Origin of the sequence: Staphylococcus sp. 2S1, assembly GCF_046721335.1 — a bacterium.
Taxonomy (GTDB): domain Bacteria; phylum Bacillota; class Bacilli; order Staphylococcales; family Staphylococcaceae; genus Staphylococcus; species Staphylococcus equorum_A.
Genome location: NZ_JBEUUJ010000003.1, coordinates 2061574 through 2076816 on the forward strand (window position 1 = coordinate 2061574; position 15243 = coordinate 2076816).

Genomic DNA, 15243 nt, shown 5'->3' on the forward strand with positions numbered 1-15243 from the left:
TATTAATATGTACATGAAATAACTATAAATCTCTTGATTTTGCTATAAAATTTAAATTATATAGATGAGAGGGATTAAATTGAGTAATTTTGATAGTTTAATTCCAGATTGGTTCAAAACTTTTGTTCAAGTCGGGAATGATTTAATCTGGTCGCAATACCTAATTGGACTACTAATAACAGCAGGTTTATACTTTACTATTAGTTCTAAATTTGTTCAATTAAGATGGATTCCAGAAATGTTTCGTGCCATTGGCGAAAAACCCGAAACACTAGATAGTGGTAAGAAAGGTATCTCGCCATTCCAAGCTTTTGCAATAAGTGCGGGATCTCGTGTCGGTACAGGTAATATCGCAGGTGTGGCTACTGCAATTGTTTTAGGTGGACCAGGCGCTGTGTTCTGGATGTGGGTTATCGCATTGATTGGTGCGGCGAGTGCTTTTATAGAAGCAACTTTAGCACAGGTATATAAAGTACCTGATGAAGATGGTGGTTTCCGTGGTGGACCAGCTTATTACATAACTAAAGGTTTAAATCAAAAATGGCTAGGTGTTTTATTTGCCATATTAATTACAGTGACATTTGCATTTGTGTTTAACACTGTGCAATCTAATACGATCGCTGAATCATTAAAAACACAATATAACGTAAGCCCTGTTGTAACAGGTGTCATTTTAGCAGTACTAACAGGTGTTATTATTTTTGGTGGTGTCCGTAGTATTGCCAAAATATCATCAGTCATCGTACCATTTATGGCAATCATATATATCGGTCTTGTAGCTGTTATTTTGTTTATCAATTATGATCAAATAATTCCAATGATTACTACAATTGTTAAGAGCGCCTTTGGGTTTGAACAGGCGACTGGTGGTGCTGTTGGTGCGGCGATTTTACAAGGAGTTAAACGTGGTTTATTCTCCAACGAAGTCGGTATGGGTTCTGCACCTAATGTCTGCGGCAACAGCGGCCGTTCCTCACCCTGTAAAACAAGGTTTAATTCAATCGCTAGGTGTATTCTTTGATACTATGCTTGTTTGTACAGCAACTGCGATTATGATTTTATTATATACAGGATTAGAATTTGGTGAAAATGCGGCACAAGGTGTTGCAGTAACACAATCTGCACTTAATGAACATTTAGGTAGTGCTTGGTGGTATTTTCTTAACAGTAGCAATATCATTATTTGCTTTTTCATCTGTAGTAGGAAATTATTACTATGGACAATCAAATATTGAATTTTTATCTAAAAACAAAACATTATTATTTGTTTTTAGATGTTTAGTTGTTGTACTTGTATTTGTAGGTGCAGTAATTAAAACAGAAACTGTTTGGGGCACAGCCGATGTATTTATGGGCTTAATGGCAATCGTCAACTTAGTCGCAATTATAGGATTATCTAATATTGCATTTGCAGTTATGAATGATTACCAACGTCAACGTAAAGCAGGTAAAAAGCCTGTCTTTAAACCAGAAGAATTAGAAATTAATTTATTTGGCATTGAAAGTCAGGGCATGAAAAAGAAATAATTATATAAAGTGATTGTAACTATGTATTTTCTATAAAATGAAAATGCATAGTTTTTTTATGTAATAATACTATGAAATTAATAGAAAAGCGTTTTACTACTTTCAATTTTATAAATTTCACTATATAATGCTTATTGACATAATAAGAAGGATGAGTGACATGAGTTCTTACCTTATTACAAAGGTTTTAAATAACAATGTAATTATTTGTACTAATGAAATGCAAGAATATGTATTAATTGCAAAAGGCATTGGTTTTAATAAAAAGATTGGAATGACATTACATGAAAACCAATCCATTGAAAAAGTATATATATTAGATCAAAAATCACAACAAGATCATTATAAAACATTGGTTGAATTAGCTGATGATAACTTGATACAAGCCGTGATTGATGCAGTAAATATTATTACCAATTCGGTAATGAAAATAGACAATCAAAAATTGGTTGTATCGTTAACAGATCACATTATTTTTGCTTATAAGCGTATGAAACAAAATCAATTAATTAATAATCCATTCGTCATGGAAACAAAGCAATTATATAGTGAGGCATATGAAATAGCAGAAAAAGTAATTGAACGATTAAACGATGTTTTAGAAGTGAATTTTCCTGAGGATGAGATTGGTTTTATCGCATTACATATCGCTTCTAATACTGAAACAGTGTCCATACGTGAGATGGAAACGATAAATGTGTTGATTAATAAAAGTATCTTTATTTTAGAGCACGATTTGAAACATACAATAGATAAAGAAACGGTACAATATCAACGGTTTATTAGACATATTCAATTTTTAATAAGAAGATTAAATAAAGGGGAAGTATTGCAAAAAACAAGTGCGTTTGAAGAATTATTAAAAACGCAGTACCCTTTGTGTTTTAATATCGCCTTGAAAATAATGAAAATGTTGCAACAAGAACTGAATGTTACTATATATGAGGCAGAGGTCATTTATTTAACATTACATGTTTATCATTTTATGGTCGCTAAGCCGTCAGATCAAACATAATTTAATTCATTGCAAAATCGGACAATGATATAAACTTATGTATAAAAATTATTATATGCCCCAGTTAACACTGCTAATAGCACTTAGTCATTTCAAATGACTAGGTGCTATTTTTAAAACCACAAACTAAATTAAAAAACTTTGATATTTTAATTTAAATAAAAAGTAATTTTACTTTTTAAAAAGGTTGAAATGTAAAGAGTGTTTAGAAAATATTAAATAACATATAATAATGTATTAAGATTCAACTTTTCACCGCCAACAAGGTTTACAGCTTATGTTGAACATTATAGACTTAGTCTTCAGGTTAATTATGAGTAGGGGGGCTACAGTTGCGTGAAGTATTATGATGAAGTGCCTATTATAAGAGCAGTAGCGGCTATGTTAGTTGTAGCAATTCATACAGTCAATAGTATTGGTTATTCAGCTTCAACAGGCGATTTTACTTCTGACGCTTTAGGATATATCAATCAAATGGCAAGATTAGGCACGCCTATATTTGCTGTTATTAGTGCTTTTTTATTGACGATATCAGTTATTAATAGAGGATTTAGTTTGAATTACTTTATGAAATCTAGATTTAGTAAAATCTTTATCCCTTACATAATTTGGACGATTTTTTATTTGTTATATAGAGAATATTTTTTACATAACCTTGAGGATGACGGTAAGTTAATTAACTATTTTGTTTATGGTAAAGCTAATTTTCATTTATACTTTATTTTGACTGTCATTCAATTTTATTTTCTTTTTCCATTTGTGCATAAATTTAAAAAAGGTTGGCCAATCATATCGGTTTTCATTTTAGCGACCATTGTCAACATTGTTTGGATCGTCATTCAGCCAATTTCATTAGGTGGCGGAGGCGTCGAACGCTTTGTTAATGATAAACTGTTTATTTTGAATTGGATTTCATTCTTTATGCTAGGCATTGTATATGCTAAATTTTATAATGAAATAAAAGAATTGATATTTAAGTATAAAACGGCGCTTACTATAATTATTGCAATATTATTTATAGATTTACTCATAAGTATTGATTTAGAAAATCTCAATAGTTCAATCACAATATCGAACATTATTTATATTCCATTCTTTATCGTTTTTCTTAATTACATGTACGAGCATGTTAAGAAAAATAAGATTGTATTAAATACGTTAACGGTAATTGGTAACTATTCAATGGGGATATACTTAGTTCACTATGTTGCCATACAATTTGTGAAAAGATTACCAATTGTAGAGAATATAGCACCACAAAGTAAATTTGTGAGTGTCTTTATTGCAACAGTTGCACTATCTGCATTATTAGTATACTTAATTGGTAAATTACCTTATGGCAATTATATCGTTCCGATTCCTAAAAAGAAGACGAATAAAAATAAAGATATTACCGAAGAACCAGTTCGTGAAAATGAACCCACTTTAAATTAACAATTTAGAGCTCTCGTATTATTGTGGAATATACTAACTTCTAGGCAAACCAAGCAAATTTTCACGTTTGGTTTGTCTTTTTTTATTAAAAGCTGTAGTAGTACAAAAATAATGAAAGTATTGTTGTACTTTTATTATGTGTATAATTTCTCAAAAAGATTCTTACGATATATAATGTGGTAAAATATATGTTTGGAAGATGACGAATGTGTTAATATTAATATTAGCAAATAAATCGACAATGCATTTTATGTTCGTAGTTTTGTACTACGATTTGTATCATTTAATGTTAAATTATAATTTTAGAATCAAATTAAGGTATGGTGAGTATATGTCGAATGAAGAAAATATAAAGCAAGAAAAAAAGAGTGGAAAAGATAAATTGAGACTGAGTTTTCCAGAAACCCGCTTCATGAAGTTTTTAGGCGGTAAAGATTTACTTTTTGGTTTGTTGATTTTAATATTAGTAGGTTTTTCAATTTTTATATTTGATCAAGTTTCTTACATTTTCAAACCATTTATTATCGTATTTAATACGCTTGCAAGCACCTATCATTGTATCAATTATTCTCTATTATTTATTTAACCCGGTAGTTAATTTAATGGAACGATATAATATTCCAAGAGTTTGGGGCGTTATCATTCTATTCCTACTCATCGTTGGTGTAATATCATTGGCAATTAATCTACTTATTCCAGTGATTGGGTCACAATTCAAAAGTTTTGGTAATAATTTCCCATACTATGTCGATAAAGTGAACCAATTTATTGATAGTCTTACTAAATTTTCTGTGATATCTAATTTCTATACGCAGATTCAAGATCAACTTGATACATTAGCAAAAAAATTACCAGGTATGGTTTCTGATTATTTTAATGGTTTTGGATCTAAAATCAAGAATTTTGCCGAAGCATTAGTCAATGTTGGTGTAGTAATTGCAACAACACCATTTGTATTATTCTTTATGTTAAAAGATGGCTATCGTTTCAAAGATTTTTCTACAAAATTGATGCCACCAAAATTCAGAAAAGATTTTCATGATTTATTAGACAAAATGAGTGTTCAAGTAGGTTCTTATATCCAAGGACAAATTGTTGTTTCGTTCTGTATTGGAATTCTATTATTTATTGGTTATAGCATTATCGGATTAGATTATAGTTTAATCTTAGCATCTATTGCGACTGTAACGAGTGTAGTACCATACATTGGTCCTACGATTGCAATTTCACCTGCAATTATTATTGCATTAATTACTTCACCAATCATGTTGTTGAAATTAATTATCGTGTGGACTGCTGTACAATTTATTGAAGGGCACTTTATTTCACCGAATGTAATGGGTAAAACACTGAAAATACATCCACTAACAATTATTTTTATCTTGTTAAGTGCGGGTAACTTACTCGGTGTAGTTGGGGTTATTTTAGGTATACCGACATACGCTATCTTAAAAGTGCTTATTTCACACTTATATTCTATGTATAAACGTAGATATAATAAATATTATGGTCAAGATGCAGTGCGAGTATCAAACTTCATCAGAAGAAGAAATTCGTTAATATCAACGCATCCTTCGATTAGATTGCACAGTAGCTGTCTGATATCTAAATGAAGTTTTTTCAGTTCCTGTATTACTTTTTCGAGTCAGTCTTATAGAGCGGTGATAGGAAATCAAAATCTGATTTCCTATCACCGCTCCTTTTTTATTAGAAAATTTTTGATTTTGAAAGTACATGCTTGCCTGAGCATGGGAGTGGACAGAAATCTACTGCCAATATAACAATAAAGGCTGTGACCGCGTAAAGCACGCACAAAAATGACAAAGGCTGAAATTCGTCGTTTTTTATATACTTTGCGTTTCATAATGACTTCACTGTGCATCGTATAAATGATTTAAATGAAAGCCACCTAACAATTATGTTATATAGATGTCATTAAAAATTTATTTATTATATTTTAGTGTTGTGCTATATTTTTTATGACACAATAGAATCACTGAAAAGAGAAGTGAAGATATGTCTAAGGAATTAAGAAGTAAAGTATTTTCTATATTAAAAATAGTATTTGCAGTTACGTTATTTATTTTTGTTGTTTTCACATTATATAAAGAACTCTCACATATTAATCTTAAAGAAACAGTAAAATCATTTGGGGAAATTAATAGAGTATGGTTAGTTGCTTTATTTTTAAGTGGTGGGTTATCTATTATTGTATTATCGCTTTATGACGTCCTCTTAGTAAAAACGTTAAAGTTGAAACTCTCTTTATTGAAAACGATTCGTATTGGTTATATTGTAAATGCACTTAATGTTGTCGTAGGCTTTGGAGGTTTTATTGGTGCAAGTGTACGTTTTCTATTATACAAGAACGCAACTGACGATAAAAAGGCGTTAGTACATACAATCTCTATTGTTTTAATATCAATGTTAACAGGACTTAGTTTACTGTCTATCCTTGTAGTGATTCACGTATTTGACGTGACGCACATATTTAGCCCTTTTCCATGGATTAGATGGTTATTGTATATTGTGGCACTATTTTTACCAATATTTATTATAGTTACTTATGTAAAACCAGTTAAACAATCACATAAATTACTTGGTATTTATTGCACAGTTGTTTCTGGTGTTGAATGGATGATAGCGTCATTTGTATTATATATGGCTTTAGTCATTGTAGGCATCCACATACCATTTACTGCTTTTATGGGCATATTTATTATAGCGTCACTATCAGGTTTAATTAGTTTTATTCCTGGTGGGTTTGGAACATTTGATTTAGTCGTCTTATTAGGTTTGAAAAGTCTGAATGTACCGGAAGAAGAAATTGTTTTAGCATTATTGCTCTATCGTTTTGCTTATTATTTATTCCCAGTGTTAATCGCGTTGATTCTTTCTACATTTGAATTCAGAAGTACTGCAAAACGCTATTGGGAAGATTCAAAGCTTATGTTACCAGTGAAAGATATGACATCACTCGTAGCATCGTATCAAAAAGATATAATTGTAAGAGTGCCATCGTTTTCAATTGCACTATTGTTGATGTATACAAGCCTCATATGTTTTTTAAATAATATGACGATTATATATGATGGTTTATATGATCCGAATCATTATATTTATTACATTATCGTATCAGTACATACATCGGCATGTTTACTTTTATTATTAAATATAATTGGTGTATATCATCTCTCTAAACGAGCTATTTTATTTTCAATGATTTCGATTAGTTTAATATTTATTGTTACAGCTTATACTTATGCTTCTTTTATACTACTGAGTTGGCTAGCAGTTATGTTTGTCCTACTATTGGTATTTTATAGACGCTCAAATACAATTAAAAGACCATTCAGATATACAAAGTTATGGTTAAGTGTCGCTGTCGGTGCACTCATTTTGTATATTAATCATATTGTTATAGATGGGACATTCTATACATTAGATATTTATCATTTGGAAATGGACAGTTCAATATTAAGGTATTATTTCTGGTTTACGATTCTACTCGTTGCTATTATTGTCGGTGCAATCGTCTGGTGGTTTGAGTATCGTTATAGAGTAAAGAATAGAAGTAACAATATAGAAATGTGTGAAGCAATCATAGCGCAAAATGGCGGTAATTATTTAAGCCATTTAATGTATAGTGGAGATAAGCATTGTTTTATTAATGAAAAAGAAGATGCCTTTCTTATGTATCGTTATAAATACAGTGCCTATATTGTATTAGGTGATCCAGTAGGCAATCCAGAATCATTTCATGAATTATTAGAAACGTTTTACCGTGAAGCACAATACTTAGGTTATGATGTGATATTTTATCAAGTAACTGATAAATATATGTCACTTTATCATGATTTTGGTAATCAATTTTTCAAATTAGGTGAAGAAGCGGTTATAGATTTAACTACATTTACTACATCAGGTAAAAAGAAACGTGTCTTACGTGCAACATTAAATAAGTTTGATGATCTTAATCTAACTTTTGAAGTGTTGGACCCGCCGTTTTCATCCAAATTACTTGCGGATTTGAAAAACATTAGTGACGATTGGTTAGCAGAAAGAAATGAAATGCATTTTTCTGTAGGTAGCTTTAATGAATACTATGTATCGCAAGCACCTATAGCGATCATTAAAAATAAAGATGAATCTATCATCGCATTTTGTACCTTTATGCCTACGTATTACAAAGCAACACTTTCTGTAGATTTAATTCGTTGGAAGGCAGATAGTCATTTACCTTTAATGGATGGCTTATATTTGAATATGTTGTTATGGGCAAAGGCGCATAATTATGAGCATTTTAATATGGGTATGGCTACATTATCTAATGTGGGGCAAGTGCCGTTTTCATTTTATGGAGAGAGAATCGCAGTAGAGTTTTTGAACATTTTAATGGTCTATATAGATTTCAAGGTCTCAGAAGATACAAAGAGAAATTTAATCCTCTTTGGGAACCAAGATTTTTAGTTTATAGAAAACATCATTCATTATGGCTTAGTATGTTAAAAGTGATGCGTGTAATTAGAAAGTATAAATAAGAAGGAATAAATATAAAAGCAACCAACACACATTTTATGTGTTGGTTGCTTTTTTTAAGGAGTTTAAAAGTGTTTAATGGTTTCTGTAGTTAATATCTGGAGAAGTTATTAACTACTTTAAATAAACTAACTGGTAGAACTGTTCTAAATATCATTTGACTCTAACTATATATGAATTTCTCGTTACCCCTTTGTTAAGGTATAATCATAATATATCATCATTAGAAAACGCTTTCAATGGTGGGAAGTAAGATTATTCAAATAAAAAATGACATTTTATCTACATAATTTCTTTTTAAAATTTAATTGTATTATTACTATTTGCTAGGAGTGGAACGATCGCTAAAAATAGAATTGTATGATAATTATTTAATATTAAAAATAGATTCAATCAGTTCATCATTTGTAGTAAGATATAAAATAAATTAAAAATATTGGGGCGTATTAAAATGAAGAAGATCATAATTGGCATTATCTTAGCCTTATTAGTTATTGCATTAATCGTTGCGGGCACGTTTTTATACCAATCCCTTAATTCTAATTATAAAGGGACAAATCAAGTTTCTCAGAGTAATGAGCACAATAAAGAAAAAAGTAACGGTCATCCGCCGAAAATAGATGTATTAGCACAGCAATTTAGCACAGATTTCATGAATCGTGATACAAGACATGGTTATCATAAAGTATCGAAGGGAATACACAAAGATAAAATAGAAGCTGAATTTGGTAAAAGCGAAAAAACAATGAATATTGCCGGTGTGAAAGTTGTTAAATACGGTGACATTGGGGTTCGCTATACCAATCATAAAGTGAGCCGCTTCTTTATCATACCGGAAGACGTGAATGTCCAACAATTTAGACAAGTACATGGTACAAGAACAATAAACTACGAAGAAAATACAATGATTTATGATGATAATCCTAATAATAAATTCTCGGTAAAAGTTTATGTAGGTCAAAATGGTGAAATTAAGGGGATAGAAAGTATAGATCAAGTAACGGACAATCATTAAAAAGTACAAAGTGGCAATTATAGTTATTTAATATATCCAGATAAATAGTTATAGTATTGAACGACATTACATATGATTTGATAAAGGCATTGATATGTTAGAGCGGTATTCTAAAGTTAAAAGAATACCGTTTTTTATTTTTAAAAACTGCAAATAGCTCTACAGAAAATTAATCTAATAATTAAAACATACGATTGTTCTATTAAATTATAAAAAGTTGTGGTAATATGAAAGCGGTTACATAAATTGAGGTGATTTCATTGGCAACAATAAAAGAAGTAGCTCAATTGGCAGGATGCTCAGTAGCAACTGTCTCTAGAGCAATCAATAATAATGGATACGTAAAAGCACAAACAAGAGCACAAATTGAAAGTGCGATTAACCAACTGAATTATCAACCGAATGAAGCGGCACGTACGTTATATAAGCGAAAATCTAAAATGATAGGACTATTACTTCCAGATATTAGTAATCCGTTTTTCACACTTATTGCTCGCGGAGTAGAAGATGTAGCTTTGGCACACGGTTACCAAGTATTGATAGGTAATAGCGATAATGATATTGATAAAGCAAAAAATTATCTTTCTACATTTGTAGCGCATAATTGTACGGGTATGATTTCCACAGCGCTAAATGAAAATGTAATTGAAAATACACTTCATTCATATGGTATTCCATTTGTATTTGTTGATCGTATCAATGATGGCAATGAAGGGATTTCTACAAATCATTTTGAAGGTGGTCAACTCCAATCTCAATTAATCATCGAAGGACAGGCACAGCACGTATTAATCGTGCATTCTGATTTAAATGTAGCCGCATTCCAATTACGTGTGAATGGCGTAGAAACAGTACTCAACCAACATAATGTGTCATATTGTCGTTGTGAAGAAGAACAAATAGATGACGAAACACAATTTATTAAACAAATACGTCAAAATCATATCGATAGCATTATATGTAGTAATGATTTGATTGCGATTAAAATATTGGGTGTGATTCAACAACATGGATTTAAAGTGCCGAAAGATATACAACTTGTTGGCTATGATGACATACCATTTTCAAAAATGACATTTCCTCAAATTACAACAATAGATCAATCGGCATATCGTATAGGTGAACTTGCTGTATCGAAACTCCTCAATTTGTATGAGGAGGGAGACGCGGACCACGTTGATCAAGTAGCAATTACAGTGAAGCGGAGGGAAAGTACGAGATTTTGATGCATAACATGTAACGGGTTACATAAAATTTTAGGAGTGATTGAATGTATAAGACAGGTATATTAAATAGCGAAATTTCAAAGTTGTTAAGTGATTTAGGGCATACTGATCAAATTATCATTGCAGATTGTGGACTTCCAGTTCCAGAAGGCGTGAAAAAGATTGATCTGGCATTGGAATTTGGAAAGCCTTCTTTTATTGAAGTATTTAACCTTATAAAAAAGCATATGGAAATCGAGCAAATGACATTAGCTGAAGAAATGATAACGCAAAACACGGCATTATATCAGACATTATCAGCTGAAAATATTGAAATTCAAACAACGTCACATGAGCAATTCAAAGTACAAAGTAAAACAGTTAAAGCCATCATTCGCACAGGTGAAGCTAAACCGTTTGCTAATGTTGTACTAACAAGCGGTGTTTTATTTTAAGGGGTGAATAAAATGATAAAGATGGAACAAATATATAAATCGTTTGGGCAAAATGACGTATTAAGAGGCGTGGATTTTGAAATCGGTGATGGTGAGATACATGCCTTAATGGGAGAAAATGGTGCTTGGGAAAAGTACATTGATGAAAATACTCACCGGTGTATATAAGTCGGATAGTGGGTCTGTTGAAGAAAACGGTGAAGCGATTCAATTTAAAAATACCAAAGACGCGGAACTTAATGGTGTGTCGTTCATACAACAAGAGTTAAATATATGGCCTAATTTAACAGTGTTAGAAAATTTATTTCTTGGTAAAGAGGAAACAAAGTGCTTAGGTATTGTGGATAATAAAGCGATGAAAAAACAGGCAAATGCTATTTTCAAAAAGTTAAATATTAATATCGACTTAAATAAAGAAGCGGGTGCTTTATCTGTAGGTATGCAACAGATGTTAGAAATTAGTAAAGCTTTAATGCAAGATTCAAAAGTCATTATTATGGATGAGCCTACTGCAGCATTAACAAATAACGAAATTGATATTTTATTTGAACAAATTCGAAAACTGAAAAGTGAAGGTGTGTCATTTGTCTATATCTCTCATAGAATGGAAGAAATTTTCAGTATTTCAGATCGTATTACGGTAATGCGAGACGGACGTTCCATCTTAACTTCTGCAACAGCAGATACAACAAATGAGAAAATTGTTAAGGCAATGATTGGTAGAGACCTAGATAATCAATACCCAGACAGACATTACACGCAAGATGAGGAAGTTGTTCTTTCTGTAAAAAACCTCAGTTCTACTGAACATAAATTGAATGATATTCACTTTAATCTACATAAAGGTGAAATTTTAGGTTTTAGTGGATTGATGGGTGCAGGACGTTCTGAAATTATGCGTGTATTGTTTGGTTTAGATAAGGGGCATATGCAAGTAACTCTCAATGATAAACAACTACAGATAAATAATCCTAATCACTCTATCAAACAAGGCTTAGCATTTATCACAGAGAATAGAAAAGAAGAAGGCTTGGTCTTGCAAGATTCAATATTAGAGAATATCTCGTTACCAGCTGTTGAAAAGTTTTTCGAAATCCGGCTTTTTAACACGAGCTTCTATGGAGCAATATGCAGAACAAATGATTCAACGTTTGAATATTAAAGGTAAGAAAAATGATGCATGTGTTGATTTATCAGGTGGTAATCAACAAAAAGTTGTTATTGCAAAATGGATAGCAACTGCGCCACATGTCCTAATCTTAGACGAGCCTACACGTGGTATTGATGTAGGTGCGAAAAGAGAGATTTATCAATTGATGAATGAATTGACCGAACGAGGCATGTCTATCATTATGATTTCATCAGAATTACCTGAAATTATAGGCATGAGTGACAGAGTGGCCGTTGTGCATGAAGGAAATATTGCAGGCGTGCTAGAGAAAGCATCATTAACAGAAGAACGTATTATGACATTAGCTACTGGAGGGGAAGTACATGACACATTCTAAACTATCATTTTCATATTTAGAAAAAATAATTCCGTTTATTGGGTTAATCTTATTAGTTATTATCATTAGTGCATTAAACAGCGCATTTTTAGAACCATCCAACTTATTTAATTTACTGAGACAAGTATCGATTAATGGACTCATTGCATTTGGTATGACATTTGTTATTTTAACGGGCGGTATTGATTTGTCCGTCGGTTCTACATTGGCGTTATCAAGTGCGATGGTAGCAATTTTAATGGTATCAGGTGTAGATTCAATGATTGCGTTATTACTCGGTTGTATCTTTGGTGCAGTTCTAGGGGCCATTAACGGTTTGTTAATTACTTTAGGTAAGATGGCACCATTTATCGCAACATTGGCTACTATGACCGTCTTTAGGGGCTTAACACTAGTGATTACGGATGGTAACCCGATTACAAACTTAAATGGGAGCTATGCATTCCAATTATTTGGTCGTGGTTACTTTTTAGGCATACCTGTTCCGGCAGTTACAATGTTTGTTACGTTTATCATTTTATATATTTTGCTACATAAAACAGTATTTGGTAGACAAACTTATGCTATGGGCGGTAATGAGAAGGCAACATTTATTTCTGGTATTAAAGTAAATAAATTAAAAATCATGATTTATAGTTTAGCTGGCTTAATGTCGGCAATGGCAGGTGCAATATTAACATCACGCTTAAACTCTGCACAACCAACAGCAGGTATGTCATATGAGCTAGATGCGATTGCAGCCGTTGTACTGGGTGGTACATCACTTACGGGTGGTAAGGGACGCATACTCGGTACATTAATTGGTGTACTTATTATTGGTGTGTTAAACAATGGTTTGAACTTATTAGGCGTTTCATCATTCTATCAACAGGTTGTTAAAGGTGTAGTGATTATCATAGCTGTATTAATTGATAGAAAGAATAAATAGTGTGGGAGGTTAGCAAGATGAAAAAAATATTAATCAGTGCAATTGCGATTTTATTATTTTTAACAGGATGTTCACTTGAGTCTCCTTTGGAAAATAATGATGACGGTAAGTCAGATAAGAAAAAATCTGATATTGTCATTGGTGTAAGTATCTCAACGTTAAACAATCCATTCTTTGTGAAAATTAAAGATGGTATTGAAGATGAGGCAAAAAAACAAGGTGTTAAAGTGAAGTTTGCAGATGCGCAAGATGATGCGACAAAACAAGCAAACGATATTGATGATTTAATACAACAAAATGTAGATTATCTTATTGTGAATCCTACAGACTCAGATGCAATTTCTGGTAGTATACAAATAGCTAATGATCAGAACATACCAGTAGTAACCTTAGATAGGGAAGTTGCTAAAGGGGAAGTCGCTTCATTTATTGCTTCAGATAACGTTAAAGGTGGGGAAATGGCTGCAAACCTCATCGTTGATAAATTTGGGGAAGGTACTAAAGTTGCAGAGTTAGAAGGTATACCTGGGGCAAGTGCTACAAGAGAACGTGGTAAAGGGTTCCATAACGTAGCAGATGACTCACTTGACGTGGTATCCAAACAAAGTGCGAAATTTAATAGAACAGAAGGATTGGATGTAACTCAAAATATTATTCAAGCACATCCAGATATTAAAGCAATCTTTGCACAAAATGATGAAATGGCATTAGGCGCAATAGAAGCGGTAGGCAGCAAAGATATTAAAGTTATTGGTTTTGATGGTAATGAAGATGCAATTAAATCAGTAGACAAAGGTAAGTTATATGCCACGGTCGCGCAACAACCTGATTTGATGGGTGAAGAAAGTTTGAAAACAGTAATAGATTTACACAAAGGTAAGGAAGTAGAGAAGAAGAATAAGATACCATTAGAAATGAAAAAACAAGAGTAGTAGTAAAAAATAGCTTATAGTGCTATAGGGAGACTAATAAGTGAGTTCGATCATATAATATCAAAAGGCCGGATGCATAGAAGATATGCTCCGGCTTTTATGATTGATTTGTTATTGCTTATAATTTTGACGTTCATTTTGTTCTTCAGCATAACGTTCTGGATTTTTTTTATAAAATTCTTGGTGTTCTGCTTCAGCTTTATAAAACTTAGAAGCGGGCAAGATTTGAGTTGCAATTGCCTTGTCTCTATCAATCGTGTGTTTTAATTTTTCGATATACGTTTCAGCTACTTCCTTTTGATTGTCATTAGAATAAAAAATAGCTGTCTTATACTGCGAACCTCTATCTTGAAATTGTCCGCCGTCATCAGTTGGATCTATTACAGAAAAGAAAATTTCTAATAACTTATTATATGAAAACAGTGCGACATCATATTCGATTTCGACGGTTTCATAATGCCCAGTGTTGCCAGTCTTGACTTGTTCATATGATGGATTATCAACTGTACCTCCCATATAACCAGAGGTTACTTGTTCAATACCTTCATACGTGTCAAAAGGCTTGACCATACACCAAAAGCAACCTCCGGCGAAGTATGCTTTGTTTATATTCATGCTTAACATCCTTTCTGTATTAGACCTTAGTACCATATATTAAGATATTACTTGATTTTTATACTCTTTT

10 protein-coding genes and 3 pseudogenes are annotated in these 15243 nt (G+C 32.0%); 12 read left to right on the forward strand and 1 reads right to left on the reverse strand.

What is annotated here, in order from left to right; all coding sequences use genetic code 11:
- Positions 1 to 79: 79 nt before the first annotated feature.
- From ABLV90_RS10835 to ABLV90_RS10890, 12 genes and pseudogenes are all read left to right on the forward strand, one after another.
- Positions 80 to 1527 (forward strand): annotated as a pseudogene (locus ABLV90_RS10835) (alanine/glycine:cation symporter family protein).
- Between the two features lie 160 nt (positions 1528 to 1687).
- Positions 1688 to 2542: a glucose PTS transporter transcription antiterminator GlcT gene (glcT, locus tag ABLV90_RS10840; protein WP_460872624.1), complete on the forward strand. Its 855-nt coding sequence runs from the start codon at positions 1688 to 1690 to the stop codon at positions 2540 to 2542.
- A gap of 336 nt (positions 2543 to 2878) precedes the next feature.
- On the forward strand, positions 2879 to 3976 hold the full coding sequence (locus ABLV90_RS10845) for an acyltransferase family protein (protein ID WP_460872625.1): 1098 nt from the start codon (positions 2879 to 2881) through the stop codon (positions 3974 to 3976).
- A gap of 331 nt (positions 3977 to 4307) precedes the next feature.
- On the forward strand, positions 4308 to 4562 hold the full coding sequence (locus ABLV90_RS10850) for a hypothetical protein (RefSeq protein WP_460872626.1): 255 nt from the start codon (positions 4308 to 4310) through the stop codon (positions 4560 to 4562).
- A complete protein-coding gene (locus ABLV90_RS10855; RefSeq protein ID WP_460872627.1) occupies positions 4516 to 5589 on the forward strand; it encodes an AI-2E family transporter in 1074 nt (357 codons plus the stop codon). Before ABLV90_RS10850 ends, ABLV90_RS10855 begins: the two co-directional genes overlap by 47 nt.
- Positions 5590 to 6058: 469 nt before the next feature.
- A pseudogene (mprF, locus tag ABLV90_RS10860) lies at positions 6059 to 8517 on the forward strand (bifunctional lysylphosphatidylglycerol flippase/synthetase MprF).
- Between the two features lie 449 nt (positions 8518 to 8966).
- Positions 8967 to 9530: a hypothetical protein gene (locus ABLV90_RS10865; RefSeq protein ID WP_427704508.1), complete on the forward strand. Its 564-nt coding sequence runs from the start codon at positions 8967 to 8969 to the stop codon at positions 9528 to 9530.
- Between the two features lie 251 nt (positions 9531 to 9781).
- On the forward strand, positions 9782 to 10756 hold the full coding sequence (locus ABLV90_RS10870) for a LacI family DNA-binding transcriptional regulator (protein WP_427704506.1): 975 nt from the start codon (positions 9782 to 9784) through the stop codon (positions 10754 to 10756).
- Positions 10757 to 10800: 44 nt separating this feature from the next.
- Positions 10801 to 11190, forward strand: coding sequence for a D-ribose pyranase (rbsD, locus tag ABLV90_RS10875; protein WP_285323875.1), 390 nt, complete (start codon positions 10801 to 10803; stop codon positions 11188 to 11190).
- Positions 11191 to 11202: 12 nt separating this feature from the next.
- Positions 11203 to 12698: pseudogene (locus ABLV90_RS10880) on the forward strand (sugar ABC transporter ATP-binding protein).
- Positions 12685 to 13626 carry an ABC transporter permease subunit gene (locus tag ABLV90_RS10885; protein ID WP_460872628.1) on the forward strand — a complete coding sequence of 314 codons (942 nt, stop codon included), beginning with the start codon at positions 12685 to 12687 and terminating at the stop codon, positions 13624 to 13626. Before ABLV90_RS10880 ends, ABLV90_RS10885 begins: the two are co-directional and overlap by 14 nt.
- A gap of 17 nt (positions 13627 to 13643) precedes the next feature.
- Positions 13644 to 14558, forward strand: coding sequence for a D-ribose ABC transporter substrate-binding protein (locus ABLV90_RS10890; protein WP_460872629.1), 915 nt, complete (start codon positions 13644 to 13646; stop codon positions 14556 to 14558).
- A 111-nt stretch (positions 14559 to 14669) separates the two neighbouring features.
- On the opposite strand, the gene msrA is transcribed toward ABLV90_RS10890, so the two are convergent.
- Positions 14670 to 15173 carry a peptide-methionine (S)-S-oxide reductase MsrA gene (gene msrA / locus ABLV90_RS10895; protein WP_069815726.1) on the reverse strand — a complete coding sequence of 168 codons (504 nt, stop codon included), beginning with the start codon at positions 15171 to 15173 and terminating at the stop codon, positions 14670 to 14672.
- Positions 15174 to 15243: the final 70 nt, after the last annotated feature.